The sequence below is a fragment of the Natronoarchaeum mannanilyticum genome (assembly GCF_039522665.1).
Taxonomy (GTDB): Archaea; Halobacteriota; Halobacteria; order Halobacteriales; family Natronoarchaeaceae; genus Natronoarchaeum; species Natronoarchaeum mannanilyticum.
Window position 1 is genome coordinate 94,240 of sequence record NZ_BAAADV010000003.1, and the last position, 15,850, is coordinate 110,089.

The following is a 15,850-nucleotide window of genomic DNA, read 5'->3' on the forward strand; positions in this document are numbered from 1 at the left end:
CGGCCGGCTCAGACCAGTACGCGTTCGAGTTCGACGGCGACGCCGCGCTCCGCGTCCGGATCGCCGACCAGACGGCCGAGACAGACAGCGGCGTCGTCGGGCGTGAAGCAGGCGACCAGCGGCGCATCGTCATCGCCGTCCGCTCCGGCGGCGTCCGCGTCGGCGCCCGGAACGGCGTCCGAATCGACCGAGAGCACGCCGGGCGCGTACACCGGCGCCCCTTCGGCGACCTCGCGGGCGGCGCTCTCGGCGATCGTCACGTGCGGGAGGTGATCGAGCGCGCGCTCGGCCGGCTCGACGACCTCGCGCAGCGGCGCCTCGTCCCCCTCCTCGAGGAACGCCAGCGCGTCGACCAGATCGTGCATCGTGTGCATGTCCCGGTCGTCGAAAGGATCGGTCGCGGTCCGGCGCAGATCGCCCATGTGGGCGCCGGTTCCGAGCGCCAGCCCGAGGTCGTGACAGAGCTTCCGGACGTACGTGCCGCTCTCGCAGCGGATGCGCAGGAGCGCCTGTCGATCCTCGACTTCCAGCAGGTCGAGGTCGTAGATCTCGCGCGTGCGCAGGCGCCGGGTCACGGCGCTCTTGCGCGGCGGCTTCTGGTAGAGGTCGCCCTCGAAGCTGTCGACGATCGCCTCGGCGTCCCGCGGTGCCTCGTCGTGGAGTTCCAGCACCGCGACGTACTCCTTGCTGCCCTCGAGAAACACCTGCGCGAGGCGGGTCGCGTCGCCCAGCAGCACCGGGAGACAGCCCGTCACTTTGGGGTCGAGCGTCCCGGCGTGGGCCGCGGCCCACTCGCCGGCGGAATCCTCGGGCGCGACGTGCTCGCCGGTCGCGTCGCGCACCCAGCCCGACACCTGGTGGGCCGAGGGGCCGGGCGGCTTGTCGAGGTTGACGACGCCGAAGGCGAGCAGGTCGGCGGGCGAGCGTTCGTCGGGCGGGCCGCGGATCATAGTAGAGGCAGGTGCATCTCAGAAGTCGTAGTCGACGCCGGTGATCGGCGTCTTGCCCTCGTCCTCGTCGGGGTCGTAGCGCTCGACGGCGTCGACGACCAGCGACGGGACCGCGTCCTCGCCCCAGCGGGCGGTGTTGACCGTCAGGTCGTAGATCGAGAGGTCCTCGATGTCGATGTCGTAGTACTCCAGGTAGCGCTGGCGCTCGCTGGCGGCGCGCTCCTTGGTCTCGTCGAGCGCCTGCGCCACGGGCTTGTCCTCGCGGTCGGCGATCCGGCGCGCGCGGACCTCGATCGGCGCGTCCAGCCAGATGCGCACGTCGGCCTCGTCGGCGGCGAGCCAGCCGGCGAGCCGGGATTCGAGCACGACGTCCTCGCGCTCGCGGGCGACCTCCTGGAGACGGCGGTCCAGATCGCGGTCGATCTGCGGATCCGTCTCGGCGAGCTCGTTGAACTCCGCGAGCGAGTGACCCCGCTCGTCTGCGAGTTCGCGAAAGATGTCGCCGCCGCTGACGTGCTCTACGTCGAACGCCTCCGCGAGCGCGGCGGCGGTCGTGGACTTTCCGGCGCCGGGCGGGCCGGAAACGGTCAGTAACATACACACACTGAGCGACTGGCGCTAAAAGAGGTTTTGAACTCGGTCGGCGCGCGGCGGATCGCCGGAGGGCGCGGTGAGCGGACCGGCGGCGTCGCCGACCCGCGCGGCGGGCGGGAAAACGGCCGTCAGGTCGAGGGCGTCGTCTGGATGTTCAGCGGCTTGGCGAACAGCTGGCGGAACCCCATCGTCGAGAGGAAGTACCAGACGATCCACGCCGGCATCGGGCCGAGGATCCCCTCGTCCCACTGGATCTCGCCGACGAACGGCATGATCGCCGTCTGCTCGGCCGCCGGGATCTGGCCCGTGTTGGTGATCCAGTAGAGCCACAGGAAGATGGGGATCGTCAGCACCATGATCCACACCATCGGGCGGAACTGCTCTTTGAACATGCCGAGCTGATCGCCCATGGCCTCCATCTGCTCCTCCTGGATGCGTTCGAGGGCCTCGTCGTCGCCCCGTTCCTTGGCGGCTTTGCGCTTTTCCTGGATGGCCTGCATCTGCTCTTGGTACTCGGACATCTTCTCCGAGTCCATCAGGTTCGCCTGCAGCAGCATCGAGTACACCGACGTCAGCATCGCGACGACCATCACGACGGCGTAGAACGGGAGCACGGCGTCGATCGGCCCGAGCATGAGATCGATCGAGTTCCCGACCGCGTTCCGGACCGGGTTGAAGTAGTATCCGACCATCATGCCCAGCGTCGCGAGGCCGGCCAGCTTGTCCCACTGGGACCAGGAGCTGTCCTCGCTGTCGACGTCGGGGGTATCGGGCATCTCGACGGAGCCGTCGTCGCCGACGACCTGCTCGACCCCCTCGGGATCGGACAGGCGGAAGGCGTCGCCCTCCGCGCTCCGGAGGACGCCTTGCTCGATCAACCGGCCCCACTGGCCGCTCGTGACGTCGCCCTCGACGTCTTGCCACTCGACCTCGCCGCCGTTCTGATCGGCGACGCGTTTGACCGACGCCAGCGCGTCGGCGAAGTCCTCATCTTCCTCGATGAGGGACTGCACTTTCTCCGCGGTGCGCACCATTTGACGGTGGCTAGGCGACCCCCCGTAATCAACCTTTTACTCTCGGCGCGTCGTTTCGGGGGTCGGCGACCGGAGGAGGTGTGCGCTCACCCGAAAAGCGGCGTCAGCCCCTCCGGGGACTCTGTCGCCCCCTGGAACCGGACGTCGTCGCCGATCTCGACGTCGGCGTCGATGCGAGCGGTCACGCGCGCGTCGCCGACCGTCACCAGCGCGACCGTGTACGGCGCCGCGAACCCCTCGGGCGCCACCTCGACGCGCGTCGCCGAGTAGACCGTTCCCTCTTCGGGGAGTTCGACGGGATCGAGATCGCGACTGCCGCAGCGCGCGCAGGCCGCCTTCGGCGCCGCGGTGACGTGCTCGCAGTCGGGACAGGCCTGCCCGAGCAGCCGGTCGTCTTCCAGCGCCGCCGTCCAGCCGTCGACGCCGAGCTCGCCGTCGGACAGATACTGGCCGAGATCGCTCGTCATCGCGCGGCCTCCAGCACGGTGACGACGGTCGTCGCGGCGTCGCCGCCGAGGTTGTGCGCCAGCCCGACGTCGGCGTCTTCGACCTGGCGATCGCCGGCGTCGCCGCGGAGCTGCTCGGTCAGCTCAACGAGCTGGGCGACGCCCGTCGCGCCCAGCGGGTGGCCCTTCGCTTTGAGCCCGCCGCTGGGATTGACGGGAATCTCCCCGCCCAGCGACGTGCGGCCCGCCGCAGCTGCCGGGCCGCCCTGACCGTCCTCTACCAGCCCCAGCGCCTCGGTCGCCAGCACTTCCGCGCCGGTGAAACAGTCGTGGAGTTCGACGACGTCCACGTCGTCGGGACCGATCCTCGCGGTCTCGTAGGCCTGACTCGCGGCGTCGCGCGCGGAACGGGTCACGGAGGGGTGAGCTTTGTCGGCTATCGGGACGACGTCGGTGGCGTGCCCGACGCCCGCGACCGGTACTAGGTCGCAGTCCAGTTCCGCCGCGACCTCGGCGCTCGCCACGACGACCGCGGCCGCGCCGTCCGAGAACGGACAGCAGTCGTGGAGGTGGAACGGATCGGCGACGATCGGCCCCTCCAGCACCTCCTCGACGGTGGTCTCCTTGCCGAAGTGCGCGCGGGGGTTCAGACTTCCGTGGTAGTGGTTCTTGACGGCGACCTCGGCGAGTTGCTCCTCGGTCGTGCCGTACTCGTGCATGTGGCGCTTGGTCAGCAGGGCGAACACGCCGGGGAAGGTGAGGCCGGTCGGGCGCTCGTACGTTCCGTGGGCGGCGCTGGCGAAGATCCGCGTCATCTCGTCGGTCTCACGGCCGGTGGCCGCCGAGCAGCGCTCGACGCCGCCGACCAGCACCGCGTCGTGGTGGCCCGCCTCCACGGCGCGGACGGCGTGCTTGAACGCGTTCGAGGAGGTCGCGCAGGCGTCCTCGAAGCGCTGGCAGGGGACGCCAGCCAGTCCGACGTGGGACGCCAGCGTCGGCGCGAGGTGGCTCTCGCCCTCGATCTGGCCGCCCATCGTGTTGCCCAAGTACAGCGCGTCGATATCCGCCGCCTCGACGCCGGCGTCGTCCATCGCGGGGAGTGCGGCGTCCGCGAACAGTTCGGGAAGGGTCGACTCGTGGACGCCGAACCGCGTCATCCCGGCGCCCGCGATCGTGGCTTCGCGCATGAACGTAGACCGGGCGCTCGCGACAAAGTAATTATCGTTTGTGATCGAATCCGCACACGATCCGAACCTGCCGGGGCGTCACTCCGCGTCGAACGGCCACCGCCCGTCGACCGAGTGAATCGTCATCGACGACCCGTCCGAGGACGCCCGCACGCGGTCGTGGACCTGCGCCGCGTTGAACGTCTCGCGGGTCGTCGCGACGTTGTAACAACCGATCTCGTCGCCGCCGTCGGCCCACTTCGGCGTACAGACGCCGACGACGTAGCGGACTTCCTCGTAGGATAGTCGAAGTTCCTCGTGGAGTGACTCGGAGACGACGGGCCGGCGCGGCGTGTCGAAGTAGCGATCCCACTCACCGAAGGGGCCCTCCAGTTCCGGGGGCTTCTCGCCCGGCGGTGAGCTCAGTTCGACGTCGATTACGGTGTCACTCTTCCAGACGCCGTTCTCCCCGTACATCCCCTCGATCGTCTTCAACTGAACGTACCCTTCGGCGCCGGGCCGGAGCGCGTTACACCCGGCGAGCGCGCCGACGCCGGCGACGCTGGCGGAGCGAAGCAGCGTTCGTCTGGAGGGCATCGTTCGCAGTTCGGACAGTTTGCAGTAAAATTCTCCGCTCGTCGGGCGTTCGGACCGACGGAGCGGTGTTTCCGATAGGCGTCCCGCTACGGCGCCGAAGCGACGCCGGCGGCGCCCCGTTCAGACCGTTCGGCGATCGCGTCGCGCACGTCCTTCCAGACGAGATCGGTCGGACGCTCGCCGTCGGTCGAGTAGATCGGAAGGTGCAGCTCGGGGAATTGATTAGTGGATTCAGCCATAATTCTAGCCGTGAATCACCGAATGATCGAGAGCGCGTTTCGCAGGGTTCGACCGATCCTCGTGACTCTTGCACTACTCGCCGTCACCGCCGGAACAGCCATCGCCGCCCGCGACGGGCTGACCGCGCTGGGCTACGAGGAGTTAACGACCGGTCTACCGGGGCGAGTGCTGTTCGCGGCGTCGTTCGTAACCGGCTTCGTCGTGCTGTTCGCGCTCCTGACGTTCTGGTACGCTCGCCGCGACTGAAGTCTTCACGCGCGGCGCGCGTTCGCAGGTCGAAGAGAAACGGGACCGAGGTCGATCAGGCCTTCTCGGCGATCGCGTCGCGCACGTCCTCCCAGACGGCGTCGGGCGCGCGCTCGCCGTCGACGCGGACGAACTCGTCGTCGCCCTCGTACTGCTCGATGACGGGGACGGTGTTGTCCTCGTACACGTTCAGGCGCTCGCGGACGGTCTCCTCGGTGTCGTCGTCGCGCTGGATCAGTTCGCCGCCACACTCGTCGCAGACGCCCTCCTCCTCGGGCTGATCGTACTCGACGTGGTAGTTCGTGCCGCACTCGTCGCAGACGCGGCGGCCGGTGAGGCGGTCGACCAGCTCCTCCTTGGCGACGTCGAGGTGGAGCACGACGTCAAGGTCGGTGATCTCGTCGAGGTACTCCGCCTGCGCGGGGTTGCGCGGGTAGCCGTCGAGCACGTAGCCGTCGGCCTCCTGGAGGGCGGTCTTGACGATCTCGTTGACGACCTCGTCGGGGACCAGCTCGCCGGCCTCCATGTACGCGCGGGGCGTGTCGTACTCGGTGTCGAGGTGACCGATGTCCATGTCCTTGTTCGCGCGCAGCGCGTCGCCCGTCGTGACGTGCTCGACGCCGAACTCCTCGACGATCCGCGAACTCTGCGTTCCCTTGCCCGCACCCGGTGCTCCGAGTATCAGTACGTTCGGATTGGCCATGGTCGTATCTCAGCCTCCCGGGTTAAAGGCTTAAAGAAAACCGGCCGGGCTTTTGGCCCCGGGGTACCAACCGGAGACCATGACGCGATTCGACGCCGCCGACGCCGAGGCGCGACTGGCGCTGTTCGTCGACGCCATCGACGCCCACGAGCAGCGCTCGAGCCCGTTCCTGACGATCGAGGCCGACGCCGCTGCCGAGGCCGACGGCGCCGCTGGGGAGACCGACGAGAGCGGAGACGGTGAGAACGACGACCCGCCCTGGATCCAGTACGCCGACGGCACGCTCAACCTCGACTGCACCGACGCCGAACTCGACCGTCTGAAGTCGCTGCTCGACGAGTTCCCGGCGTTCTCGATCGACGACCTCCACAGGCCCGAGGAGGCCGAGGGGACGAACGTCCGCCTGACCGCCCGCACCGACCCCGAGCGCGTCGCGCAGTTCCTCGACCGTGCGTTCCGCGAGGTGTACGAACGCCCCGAGGAGTACCGCGCCTGGGCGGCCGAAGTGTAGCGCGCGAACGGAAACAGCCGGAGACGATCACCCGTCGCCGGACTCGGACGCGAACAGTTTCCCGAAGAGCTTGCGCTGGCCCGCCCGGAGGTGGTCGTTGAACGTCGGCTGGGTGATGTCCATCGACGCGGCGACCTCGCTGCCCGAGCGCGTCCGCGGCGTCTCGAAGTAGCCGCTGTGGAACGCGGTCCGGAGCGCCTCGATCTGGCGCGGCGTCAGGTCGTCGGTCAGCGCGGCGTGGAACTCGGTGAGCGTCTCCCGGGATCGTTCGCTGGTGCGCTTGCCCGTCAACGTCGCCTCGGGGTACCGCGACCGGAACGACGCCGCGAACTCGCGGGCGGGCTCGCCGGACGCGATCTCGATGGTCACCTCGGCCTCGCCGTCCTCGGCGCGGAGCCGGGTGAGCCTGCCGCCGTGGTCGAGCACCGTCGCAGCGGGACAGTCCTCGGCGAGCAGCGCCTCGAACAGGCACACCCGCTCGCCGCCGTCCTCGCGCTCCGATACGAGCGACACCTCGCTGATCGAGAGCCCGGCGGCGGCGTCCAGGATCGCCTCGGGGGCGGCGTCCCGCGTCCGGAAGAACACCCGGAGTCCGCCGTCGGCCTGCGGGACCATCGTCTCGTGGACGAACGCGCACCCGGCGTCGCGCGTGAGTTTCGCGACCGTGAAGTCGTCGTCCGAGACGGCAAAGTCGAGCTCGGCGACCTCGTCGCTGACCAGCGCGCGCTTGCTCTTCAGCGCGCTCGCGGCGTAGGCGATCGTGTCGCTCAGCTCCGTCAGGACGTCCCGCTCCAGCTCGTCGAACATCCCCGGTTCGGACGCGTAGACGCCGAGGACGCCGAACGTCGTGTCGCCGTGGACGAGGGGGAGCGCGGCGATCGACTGGAACCCGCGTTCGAGGGCGACCCGCTGCCAGGACTCGAACGGCGGACTGCCGACCACCTCGTCGACGACCTGCACCTCGCCCGTCCGGAGCGCCCGACCGGCGGGTTCGAGCGTCTCGACGCCGCCCTCGACGTCCACCTCGATCTCCTCAGGGTAGCACGAGGTGGCGCCGGCTCGTTCGACGGGCGTCACCGTTCCGGACACCGCTTCAGCGTCGCCGACCCACGCGAGCTCGTAGGGGCCGCCGTCCGCCGCCAACTCCTCGCAGACCACGCGGAAAATCTCGTCCCGGCTCGAGGCGCCGACGAGCGCCTGGTCGATGTTGCGGATGATGGAGTTGATGCGCTCCAGCCGGCCGAGCGTCTCCGTCCGGTCCTCCAGCGTCGCCTCGCGGGCCCGGAGCTGCTGTTCGCGGCGCGTCCGCCCGAACGCGGCGCCGACGTTGGCGGCGACCGTCTCGACGAAGTCGTAGTCGCCCGGCGAGAACCCGCCCTCGCTCGTCGCGCCGACGAGAAACACGCCCTGCTTGCCCAGCGGGAACGCCGCGATCTCGGATACCCGCTGCGACGCCGACGCGTCGCCGGCGTCCGAATCGAGGTCGTCCCGCCGTCGCGGCTCGTCGTTGACGAACGCCTTCCAGCCGACGCCCTCGCCGACCGACAGCGGCGAGTGCTCGGCCAGCAGACGGTCGCCCGCCCCGGTCGCCGCCAGCGGTTCCAGGACGCCCGTCTCCGCGTCGTCGATCGCGACGGCCGCGACGGGGAGGTTCAGGGAGTCCTCGGCCGCGGCGACGACGCGCTCGGCGATGTCCGCCGTCGTCTCGGGATCCATCAGCTCGCGGCTCAGTCCGTTGAGCGCGGCCAGCCGGTCCTCGCGGTGGCGCCGGTCGAGTTCGTACTCGATCCACTGCCCGATCAGTTCCAAGAACGTCCGCTCGCCGGACGTGAAGTCGGCCTCCCGCGGCGAGCGGTCCAGAAAGCAGATCGTGCCGTACTGTTCGTCGCCGACGGCGATGTCGACGCCGGCGTAACACGCCAGTCCGAGCTGCTCGTAGAGCGGGTCGTCGGTCCACCCCGCAGCGGCGGCGTCGCTGACCGACAGCGTCTCGCCCTCGGAGACGACCTCCCGGCAGTAGTGCGTCGACGACGCCGGCGTCGTCGCCCCCTCCGCGATCTCGGGGTGGTCGCCGTGCATCGCCTCGATCTCGAAGACGTCGCCGCGATCCCGGGCCAGCAGTCCGGCGTCGGCGCCGAACCGCTCGGCCCCGAGCTCCAGCAGCGCGTCGATCTTCTCGTCGAACGACCGGTCGGTGTCCGAGGTGACGTCGTACGCGCGACGGAGGTACCGCTCGCGCTCGAGGCGGTCGAGTTCGTGTCTGAACCACTCCCCCATCAACTCGACGAACGCCTGCTGGCCCTCGGTGAACGGCACATCGCGGGGGTTCGTGTCCGCGAAGCACAGGGTTCCGTACCGATCTGCGCCGCCGGAGACCGTGACGCCGAGGAACGACTCCAGCCCGTACTGCTCGTAGGCCGGATCGTTCTCCCACCCCTCCGCTGCGGCGTCCGCGACGCCGAGCGGGCCGTCGGATTCGAGGACCCGCCGGCAGTACGTCTCCGATACCGGCGCCGTGTCACCCGGCTGGATCAGCTCGTGCGATCCCACTGCGTCGACGATCTCGAACGCCTCGCCGTCGATCTGCGAGAGGAAGCCGACGTCGAGGTCGAGGTACTCCCGCCCGAGATCGAGCAGTCGTCGGGTTTTTTCGTCGAACGAGGCGTCGGGAGCCGCGATCGTCTCGTAGAGTCGGCGGAGAAATCGCTCGTGGGTCTGCAGCGACGTCGTCGCGACGGCGCGATCGCGGAGCACCCCCAGCATTCGGTCGACCTCGCGACTCGCGCGCTCGGTCGAGAACAGTTCCGCCGCCGGCGTGTAGTAGAGATTCGAACAGACGGCGCCGTCGTAGACGAGCTGCGGATGGGTCTTGACGAGATCGCGGATGACCGCCGGCGGAAAGCGATCGCGATCGTACTGGCACAGCGCGATGCAGTCCCCCGCGGGGAGCGCCGTATCGAACTTCCCCTCGTACTCGAGCAGTTCCTCGGCGTCGACGTCGGCGTCGAGCAGCCAGGTCATCTCGCCGGTGACCCGGAGGGCCTCGTACTCCTCGCGGGCCTCGTCGACGGCGTTCTCGAGGAACGCGACCATGTCGTCGGGGTCGAACTCGCCGTCGGAACGGTAGGTGGCCGCCGGGGATCGAATCTCGAGCGCCCCGGACTCGAGGGCGGCGTCGACGTCGACGCCGCCGTCCCGCAGCGCCGCGATCACGTCGGCGCGCGAATTGTCGTCGACGATGTACAGACAGTGCTCGCCGTCGGCCAGCCCCTGCCGGACGAACGGGACGACGGCGGCGAACTGCTCGGCGCGGGATTCGTACAGCAGCGCGATGTGGTCGTCGTGATCGTGACCGTCGTCCGAGCCGACAGGGTCGCGAAGTGGGTCGGGCTTCCGGAGAGCGTCGAGTCCGCTATTGCGATCGCCGGCGGAGTCTCTTTCGGCGGAACCGCTCACGGCGTCCCTCGTGTAGGAGCGCAAATCGGTCGGCGCGCGGTGCGATCTCTCGTCGAGGACGTCGGGATGTCAGTGTGTATCATAGCAGTTGCTGGCAGCCGAGAGGAGCGTCGCTGACGCGAGGTCGGCGAACGGCACAGGTTCGCCAGCCGTTCAGTGTCGGTTCGAACGTCCCGTACGTGCATAAGCGCCGCGTCTATCCCGTTTCAGCGCCCTTACAGGTAAGTCATCTATCGCGTTCGCGACGCCGGCGGCGGCGCCGACACGTCCGGACCCTACCCCCGACAATCCCTGATTTCCGGGTCGCTCGGCGAGCGCCGAGAGCCCCGTACAGTTTTCCACGAGTTCGATGTATCCGTCCCTGGGGGAACTATGAGCAGTGTTCTAACACAGGAGAAAAAAGAGACGCTCGCCAGATCAGTCGAAGGCGCCGTGCGGCAGCCGCTGAAGGAGGCGTTCAAGGAAGCGATGGAGGAAGCCGAGCAGGAGCGCTCGGCGGGGGCGCGGGGCCGCCGACTGGCCCGCACGCTGTTGCTCGTCGGCGCCGGCGTCGCGATCGGCTACCGACTCCGGAGCGACGAGGTCGAGACCGAACGCGCCCGAGAACGCATCGAGGAAAGCACCCGGAGCGGACGGAGTCGCGGCGGCGTCCTGCGTAATCTAGTGCTGGCCGTCGGCGCCGTCGGCGCCGCGTACGCGCTCAAGTCCCGGATGGGGTCGGTCGACGAGGTCGTCGATCAGGCCGCCGAGCAGGTCCAGACCGTCGCCGAGCAGACCACCGATCGAACGGACGAGGCAGCCGGGCGCATCTCGACGGTCACCGGCGAGGCCGCCGAGCAGATCGAGGAAGGCGGCGAGGAGGTCGCCCAGCAGGTCGAGCAGGGCGGCGAGCAGGCCGCGGAGCAAGTCGACGAAGCCGCCGAGACGTCTGAGGAAAGCGTCCCGTCCGACGAGGACGAGAAGTAAGGGCGCCGCGACGGCGTCGCGACGCCGTTTTTCCGGTCGATCGGAGCTACGAGCAGCAGCGCACGGAGCAACCGGGGCTCGACATCGGAGCTGTCGCTGGCGAGCTGGCGTCAAAAGAAAACGTCGCGACGGGCGTTCGGCGCTACTTGCCGAACATGTCCCGCATCATCGGGTGCATCTCCATGAGCTGCTCCTCGGCGATCTCCTCGTACAGCTTGTACGTGATCGAGACCGTCAGCAGCAGCCCGGTGCCGGTCACCGTCCCGATGGTGCCGAGCATGTTCGCCATCACGGCCAGCAGGCCGACCAGCGCGCCGCCGATGACGGTCACTTGCGGGATGTACCGCTCCATGACCTTCTCGAGCACGCCGGTGTTCTGGCGGAATCCGGGGATCTGCATCCCCGAGTTCTGGATCTGCTTGGCCGTCGATTCAGGGCCCATGTCGGTCGTCTCGACCCAGAAGATGGCGAAGATTGCGCCACCCACGATCATCACCGTGAGGTCGATGCCGACCCGGAGCATGATCTGCCAGATCTCGTAGTTGGCGGCCGAGCCGCCGGCCCACCACATCCACTGGTCGGGGCTGTAGATCGGCGACGTGTAGTAGAAGAACCCGCTGACCGGGCTCCCCTGCTGGTAGACGCCGAGCCACGACGGCATCCCCGCGGTCCTGTTGAGGATCTGCCCGAGGAACTGCAGGTTCGCCTGCAGCGCGCGGACGAGGATCATCGGCAGGACGCTCGCGTAGATGAGTTTCACCGGGAAGCGTCCGCGGGCACCCTTCACGCGGCTGTGCGAGAGAGGGATCTCGACCCGGACGCTCTCGGCGTACACGACGACGACGAAGATCAGCACCGTCGTGAACAGCGCGAGCAGCTGGCCTTCCCCGAAGATCAGGTACTGGAGGCCGCTGCCGCCGACGAGCGAGCCTTCGGGGCCCGCCCGGCCGAGCGCGATGTCGAACCAGGTCGGGAAGAACCCGCCGGCCCGCGGGCTGAAGAGCCCGGCGACGAGCTTCTGGCTGACGCCGGCGATGATGAACAGCCCGACGCCGCTGCCGACCCCCCACTTCGAGACGATCTCGTCCATGTAGAGGATCAGGATTCCGCCGGCGACGATCTGGGCGAACACCAGCAGCTCGAGGCCGATCATCGGGATGCCCAGCGACTGGGCGATCCCTTCGGAGACCTGCAGCAGTCCGGCCCAGACGGTCGGGATGGCCATCATGACGGTCATCACGACCACCAGCAGCTTCTGGAGGCCCTGGTAGAGGACCTGATCGCGCGGATCGTCCGTGTCCAGCCCGAGCAGGTCGGTCCCGCCCAGCAGCTGGAGCACGATGCTCGCGGTGACGATCGGCGCGATGCCGACCTGCATCAGCGTCCCCTGGCCGACGGCCAGGATCGACTGGAACTGCTGGAACAGCGCGCTCTCCGAGCCGCGGGGCACGCCGACCAGGTAGATGTTGGTCAGCAGGAAATACAGCATCAGGATCCCGCCGGTCCACATCAGCTTGCGCTTGAACGGCACGTGGCTCTTCGGCTGGCGGACGATCGGCATCCGCGTCAGGACCGGTTCAGCGACCTCCTTCCATCCCATGTCTTACTCCCCGTCTGCCTCTGTCTGGGATACGTCTTGTGGTTCGTCCTCGTCCTCTGCTTCCTCGGCGCGGTCGCTCAGCGTCGCTTCGCCGCCCTCCTCTTCGATGAGCGCGCGAGCGCTCGCGGAGAAGGCGTCGGCGACGACTTCGAGCTGGTTGCGGACCTGCCCGCCGCCGAGCACCTTGACGACGTCGGCCTCGTGGCCGTCCTCGACGATGTCGCGCGCGTCGAGGCGGAACCCGTCGTCGGTCTCCTCGGCGTCGCCCTCCGCCGCGTAGACGGCGGCGTCCTCGTCGAGCTTCTGGACCGCGATCTCGAGGACCTCGTCCTGGACCGAGTCCGGACGGGTGAAGCCGTGTTTGCCGAGCGGTTCGTAGTTGTGGAACTCGTGTTTGTCGCGCCCGGCCGCGCCGCGGCCGCCCCGGTGGCCGGCCCCGCGGCGGTTCTTGTGGGAACCGCCGCCGTGCGTGCGCGAACCGCGCTGGCGTCGTTTCTTGCTGGTCATGATCTATCGCATTGCGGTGAGGAGGTCGTCGATCTCCTCGGAGGTGTGTTTACCGAGCTGCCCGCCCTCCTTGGTCGGGTGCTTGATGCCCTCGTGGCCGCTGCGCGGCGGGTGAAGCCGAAGCACCGGCGAGAGCCCCTCGTCCTGGAGCTTCGTCTCCTCGTCGGTCAGCGCGGCTGCGAGATCGCTGATGTCGTCGTAGTCGGTGTTGTCCGCCACCCACTCGTCGTCGACGTCGGCGTCGCCCTCGAGCGGTTCGGCGCGCTTCGCCAGCAGCGTCTCGACGACGTCCTGGCTGGGCTCGCCGTGGGCCACGTAGTCGTTGACCTTGTGGACCATCCCGGTGTACGCTTCGGTCTCGGGGACGAGCGTGCAGTGGTTGATCCGCGAGAGGTTCAGCATCGAGAGCGTGTCCTCGACGCCGCCCTCCATGTTCACTTCGCTCCGGAGCTGAACGACTGCTTTCGTCATTCGATCACCTCGCGCTTCTCGAAGGCGCGCTCGGGCACGCGGGCCTCGGCGGTGTTGCGCAGGGCGTTGAACGTCGCCTTCGCGAAGTTCACCGTCGTGCGCGTGTTACCGGAGGAACGCGTCCAGGCGTCCTCGATTCCCGCGAGTTCGAGCACGTTGCGGACCGTCTCGCCGCCCGCGAGGCCGAGGCCACGCGGCGCGGGTCGCAGTTCGACCTCGACGGAGCCGGCCTTGCCCGTCGAGCGCAGCGCGACCGTGTGGGGACGGCCGCAGCCGCACTCCCAGGAACCACAGCCCCGCGAGACGTTGATCATGTTCAGCTTGGCGATGTCGATCGCCTTCTGGATGGCGGCGCCGACCTGGTCGTCGCGACCTTCGGCGTAGCCGACAAAGCCGTCGCGGTTGCCGATGGCGACGACGCAGCGGAACTTGACCCGGCGACCCGAGTCGGTCATCCGCTGTACCATGTTGATGTCCAGCACCTCGTCTTCCAGCCCCGGCAGGAGCTGGTCGACGACCTCCGGCTCCTTCAGGGGGAGACCGGAGTTGAGGGCGTCCTCCATCGTGTCGATCTCGCCCTCCTGTACCTTGCGACCGAGCCGTGTGACCGGCTCCCAGCCGCCGTTGTAGTTGTTGCTCATTCTAGGATCTCCTCCCGCACTTCGTCGAAGTGCTCGGGCAGTTCAGTCGCGTCGAACTCGCCGCTGTACAGCGGCTCGTCGAGCTGTTCGGCGTACTCGGCGATGTGCTCGCCGCGGTTGCGCGACCAGTCCGCCAGCACGCTCTCGTTGTGGGGGATCTCGACGCCCGCGTCGATCGCCCCTTCCTGTACTGCGAAGACTTTGCTCCCTTCGGTCGCCGTGTTGAGGCCGATGTCCAGCACCGCTTCCTCCAGACCGGCGTCGAGCGCGCGTTGGCCAGCGAGGAGTCCTGTCAGGTAGGCGGCCGGAAGGTTGCCCGTCGGGGCTTCCCAGCCGTACTCTGCCAGATCGCTGGAGTTCGCGCTCACCTTCGTCTCGTCGCCCTGCGGTCCGGGGACGATCAGCTGCGCCGAGACGTGCTTGTTGCTCTTTCGAGCGACAAGACGCGGTTTGCCGGATTTGAGGAGGCGCAACCTCTGGTGGTAGTCGGTCCGGACCTCGCGGCGGCGCCGCATCGGCACCTTGTATCGTGGTCCACTCGCCATTATTGATCACCTTCGACGTCGACTTCGACGTCGTAGTTGTTCTCTATGTAGTTCACCAGCCGCTTGCGGTCGCGGAACTCCCCGCCGCGAGACTTGTTGTACAGCTCGCGGTACTGTCCGGGATCGAGATCGCCGGAGTCGCGGAGTTCGCGGAGCAGCTGACGCTGGGCGCGCACTTTACCTCGCCACTCGTCTTTGGGGTCCTGCCGAGCGCCGGCCTTGCCCTGGCGCGTGCCGGGGCCCTTCTGGTGGCCGTAGGAGCGCTTCTCGGCGCGCTTGCGCGCGCGACCTCGAGAGTTGCCCTTCTTTTCCTCGGCGCGGATGGTTCCCTGATCGACGAGCTCGCGGATGTCCTCGCGGGTGATCGCGTCGACGATCTCGCCCTGCTGGTCGGGGTCGAACCAGACGCGGTTCTTCCCGACGTCGAGCACGTCCGCCGCGAGTCGCTTCTGTGAGCTCAGATCCGTCATTGTTCGACCTCCACTTCGACGTAGGTCGGGTTCAGCACCCGGATCTCTGCGTCTTCGGCCTGCTCCTCGATGCGCTCGCGCTTGCGCGCGCCGACCGACGAGGCGATCCGTACCGCCTCGGTGTCGGGGTCGACGCCCTCGAGGTCGTCCGTGTTGTGGACGCGGACCTCCTCGAAGCCGCTGGGATGCTTCCCGCGAACGGCCTCGGGCGTCCGGTAGCCGGCCTCGACCATGTCGCCCTTGCCCTTGTGACCGCGGCGCATCTTCGAGAGCGCGCCGCGGGGCTTGCGCCAGGACTCGGGGATTCGCTTCTTCTTGTGGTAGTCCTGCTGCCGGAACGCCGGCTTGCCGACCCGCTTGCGCTGGTCGAGCAGGCGCTGTTCTTCCTCGGAGAGGTCGGGCGTCTTGGAGGCCAGCCCGCGGGGCTGGAGCTCCGTCTCGACGTCCTCCTCTTCGGCCTCTTCCTCGGCGGCTTCGTCCTCGATCTCGGCCTCGGTCTCGGCGTCCTCGTCGACTTCGAGGTCGCCGACGTCGGCCTTGATGCGGGCCGCGAGCGCGTTACCGATGCCCTCGGCGCTCGAGAGCTCGTCCTGGCTCGCCGCCTTGACGTCCTCGACGGACTCGAAGCCGGCCTCGCGGAGCGCTTCCGCCTTGCTGTCGCCGACGCCGCTGATGTCCTCCAGTGTTTCGGGGTCGTCTGCCATCTA

At 68.6% G+C, this 15,850-nt stretch carries 19 protein-coding genes; 3 read left to right on the plus strand and 16 right to left on the minus strand.

The features are described 5' to 3' along the window. Positions 1 to 8 precede the first annotated feature (8 nt). The 7 genes from ABDZ81_RS08895 to ABDZ81_RS08925 form a co-directional block, all read right to left on the minus strand. The gene (locus tag ABDZ81_RS08895; protein WP_343773611.1) at positions 9 to 950 is read right to left on the minus strand and encodes an RNA-guided pseudouridylation complex pseudouridine synthase subunit Cbf5; all 942 of its coding nucleotides are present in this window, start codon (positions 948 to 950) and stop codon (positions 9 to 11) included. 18 nt (positions 951 to 968) lie between these two features. Then, entirely contained in the window at positions 969 to 1,547 is a 579-nt protein-coding gene (gene cmk, locus ABDZ81_RS08900) for a (d)CMP kinase (RefSeq protein ID WP_343773613.1), read from the minus strand. A gap of 125 nt (positions 1,548 to 1,672) precedes the next feature. Next, a complete protein-coding gene (locus ABDZ81_RS08905; RefSeq protein WP_343773614.1) occupies positions 1,673 to 2,578 on the minus strand; it encodes a DUF106 domain-containing protein in 906 nt (301 codons plus the stop codon). 86 nt (positions 2,579 to 2,664) lie between these two features. Further along, positions 2,665 to 3,045 carry a Zn-ribbon domain-containing OB-fold protein gene (locus ABDZ81_RS08910; RefSeq protein ID WP_343773615.1) on the minus strand — a complete coding sequence of 127 codons (381 nt, stop codon included), beginning with the start codon at positions 3,043 to 3,045 and terminating at the stop codon, positions 2,665 to 2,667. Continuing rightward, a complete protein-coding gene (locus tag ABDZ81_RS08915; RefSeq protein ID WP_343773616.1) occupies positions 3,042 to 4,211 on the minus strand; it encodes a thiolase domain-containing protein in 1,170 nt (389 codons plus the stop codon). Before ABDZ81_RS08915 ends, ABDZ81_RS08910 begins: the two co-directional genes overlap by 4 nt. A 78-nt stretch (positions 4,212 to 4,289) precedes the next feature. Continuing rightward, positions 4,290 to 4,787, minus strand: a complete 498-nt coding sequence (locus ABDZ81_RS08920; protein ID WP_343773617.1) for a hypothetical protein — start codon at positions 4,785 to 4,787, stop codon at positions 4,290 to 4,292. 86 nt (positions 4,788 to 4,873) lie between these two features. Further along, a complete protein-coding gene (locus ABDZ81_RS08925; RefSeq protein ID WP_343773618.1) occupies positions 4,874 to 5,026 on the minus strand; it encodes a hypothetical protein in 153 nt (50 codons plus the stop codon). A gap of 10 nt (positions 5,027 to 5,036) precedes the next feature. Between ABDZ81_RS08925 and ABDZ81_RS08930 the strand changes: the two genes are divergently transcribed. Further along, the gene (locus ABDZ81_RS08930; protein ID WP_343773619.1) at positions 5,037 to 5,273 is read left to right on the plus strand and encodes a hypothetical protein; all 237 of its coding nucleotides are present in this window, start codon (positions 5,037 to 5,039) and stop codon (positions 5,271 to 5,273) included. 55 nt (positions 5,274 to 5,328) lie between these two features. On the opposite strand, the gene ABDZ81_RS08935 is transcribed toward ABDZ81_RS08930, so the two are convergent. Beyond that, positions 5,329 to 5,976, minus strand: a complete 648-nt coding sequence (locus ABDZ81_RS08935) for an adenylate kinase (protein WP_343773620.1) — start codon at positions 5,974 to 5,976, stop codon at positions 5,329 to 5,331. A gap of 79 nt (positions 5,977 to 6,055) precedes the next feature. Here ABDZ81_RS08935 and ABDZ81_RS08940 point away from each other — a divergent pair, with 79 nt between their 5' ends. Then, positions 6,056 to 6,487, plus strand: coding sequence for a DUF7975 family protein (locus tag ABDZ81_RS08940; protein WP_343773621.1), 432 nt, complete (start codon positions 6,056 to 6,058; stop codon positions 6,485 to 6,487). Positions 6,488 to 6,514: 27 nt separating this feature from the next. Here the strand turns inward: ABDZ81_RS08940 and ABDZ81_RS08945 are convergent, their stop codons facing one another. After that, complete coding sequence (locus tag ABDZ81_RS08945) at positions 6,515 to 9,943, minus strand: MEDS domain-containing protein (protein ID WP_343773622.1); 3,429 nt, start codon at positions 9,941 to 9,943, stop codon at positions 6,515 to 6,517. 372 nt (positions 9,944 to 10,315) lie between these two features. Between ABDZ81_RS08945 and ABDZ81_RS08950 the strand changes: the two genes are divergently transcribed. Further along, entirely contained in the window at positions 10,316 to 10,909 is a 594-nt protein-coding gene (locus tag ABDZ81_RS08950) for a hypothetical protein (protein ID WP_343773623.1), read from the plus strand. A gap of 142 nt (positions 10,910 to 11,051) precedes the next feature. Here the strand turns inward: ABDZ81_RS08950 and secY are convergent, their stop codons facing one another. The 7 genes from secY to ABDZ81_RS08985 are packed head-to-tail and all read right to left on the minus strand — an operon-like array spanning position 11,052 to position 15,847. After that, positions 11,052 to 12,509 (minus strand): preprotein translocase subunit SecY, encoded by a 1,458-nt coding sequence (secY, locus tag ABDZ81_RS08955; protein WP_343773624.1) that lies wholly within the window; start codon positions 12,507 to 12,509, stop codon positions 11,052 to 11,054. Positions 12,510 to 12,512: 3 nt separating this feature from the next. Next, positions 12,513 to 13,016, minus strand: coding sequence for an uL15m family ribosomal protein (locus tag ABDZ81_RS08960; RefSeq protein WP_343773625.1), 504 nt, complete (start codon positions 13,014 to 13,016; stop codon positions 12,513 to 12,515). Between the two features lie 3 nt (positions 13,017 to 13,019). After that, the gene (locus ABDZ81_RS08965) at positions 13,020 to 13,487 is read right to left on the minus strand and encodes a 50S ribosomal protein L30 (RefSeq protein ID WP_343773626.1); all 468 of its coding nucleotides are present in this window, start codon (positions 13,485 to 13,487) and stop codon (positions 13,020 to 13,022) included. Next, a complete protein-coding gene (locus ABDZ81_RS08970) occupies positions 13,484 to 14,128 on the minus strand; it encodes a 30S ribosomal protein S5 (protein WP_097008242.1) in 645 nt (214 codons plus the stop codon). The genes ABDZ81_RS08965 and ABDZ81_RS08970 overlap by 4 nt, the downstream gene beginning before the upstream one ends. Further along, positions 14,125 to 14,673, minus strand: a complete 549-nt coding sequence (locus tag ABDZ81_RS08975; protein WP_343773627.1) for a 50S ribosomal protein L18 — start codon at positions 14,671 to 14,673, stop codon at positions 14,125 to 14,127. The genes ABDZ81_RS08970 and ABDZ81_RS08975 overlap by 4 nt, the downstream gene beginning before the upstream one ends. Then, complete coding sequence (locus tag ABDZ81_RS08980) at positions 14,673 to 15,143, minus strand: 50S ribosomal protein L19e (RefSeq protein WP_343773628.1); 471 nt, start codon at positions 15,141 to 15,143, stop codon at positions 14,673 to 14,675. The genes ABDZ81_RS08975 and ABDZ81_RS08980 overlap by 1 nt, the downstream gene beginning before the upstream one ends. After that, positions 15,140 to 15,847 (minus strand): 50S ribosomal protein L32e, encoded by a 708-nt coding sequence (locus tag ABDZ81_RS08985; protein ID WP_343773629.1) that lies wholly within the window; start codon positions 15,845 to 15,847, stop codon positions 15,140 to 15,142. Before ABDZ81_RS08985 ends, ABDZ81_RS08980 begins: the two co-directional genes overlap by 4 nt. Positions 15,848 to 15,850: the final 3 nt, after the last annotated feature.

Bases quoted from the DNA above. Each gene is read 5' to 3' on its own strand.
- ABDZ81_RS08895 (WP_343773611.1), bottom strand. From the start codon at position 950: ATGATCCGCGGCCCGCCCGACGAACGCTCGCCCGCCGACCTGCTCGCC.
- cmk (WP_343773613.1), bottom strand. From the start codon at position 1,547: ATGTTACTGACCGTTTCCGGCCCGCCCGGCGCCGGAAAGTCCACGACC.
- ABDZ81_RS08905 (WP_343773614.1), bottom strand. From the start codon at position 2,578: ATGGTGCGCACCGCGGAGAAAGTGCAGTCCCTCATCGAGGAAGATGAG.
- ABDZ81_RS08910 (WP_343773615.1), bottom strand. From the start codon at position 3,045: ATGACGAGCGATCTCGGCCAGTATCTGTCCGACGGCGAGCTCGGCGTC.
- ABDZ81_RS08915 (WP_343773616.1), bottom strand. From the start codon at position 4,211: ATGCGCGAAGCCACGATCGCGGGCGCCGGGATGACGCGGTTCGGCGTC.
- ABDZ81_RS08920 (WP_343773617.1), bottom strand. From the start codon at position 4,787: ATGCCCTCCAGACGAACGCTGCTTCGCTCCGCCAGCGTCGCCGGCGTC.
- ABDZ81_RS08925 (WP_343773618.1), bottom strand. From the start codon at position 5,026: ATGGCTGAATCCACTAATCAATTCCCCGAGCTGCACCTTCCGATCTAC.
- ABDZ81_RS08935 (WP_343773620.1), bottom strand. From the start codon at position 5,976: ATGGCCAATCCGAACGTACTGATACTCGGAGCACCGGGTGCGGGCAAG.
- ABDZ81_RS08940 (WP_343773621.1), top strand. From the start codon at position 6,056: ATGACGCGATTCGACGCCGCCGACGCCGAGGCGCGACTGGCGCTGTTC.
- ABDZ81_RS08950 (WP_343773623.1), top strand. From the start codon at position 10,316: ATGAGCAGTGTTCTAACACAGGAGAAAAAAGAGACGCTCGCCAGATCA.
- secY (WP_343773624.1), bottom strand. From the start codon at position 12,509: ATGGGATGGAAGGAGGTCGCTGAACCGGTCCTGACGCGGATGCCGATC.
- ABDZ81_RS08960 (WP_343773625.1), bottom strand. From the start codon at position 13,016: ATGACCAGCAAGAAACGACGCCAGCGCGGTTCGCGCACGCACGGCGGC.
- ABDZ81_RS08965 (WP_343773626.1), bottom strand. From the start codon at position 13,487: ATGACGAAAGCAGTCGTTCAGCTCCGGAGCGAAGTGAACATGGAGGGC.
- ABDZ81_RS08970 (WP_097008242.1), bottom strand. From the start codon at position 14,128: ATGAGCAACAACTACAACGGCGGCTGGGAGCCGGTCACACGGCTCGGT.
- ABDZ81_RS08975 (WP_343773627.1), bottom strand. From the start codon at position 14,673: ATGGCGAGTGGACCACGATACAAGGTGCCGATGCGGCGCCGCCGCGAG.
- ABDZ81_RS08980 (WP_343773628.1), bottom strand. From the start codon at position 15,143: ATGACGGATCTGAGCTCACAGAAGCGACTCGCGGCGGACGTGCTCGAC.
- ABDZ81_RS08985 (WP_343773629.1), bottom strand. From the start codon at position 15,847: ATGGCAGACGACCCCGAAACACTGGAGGACATCAGCGGCGTCGGCGAC.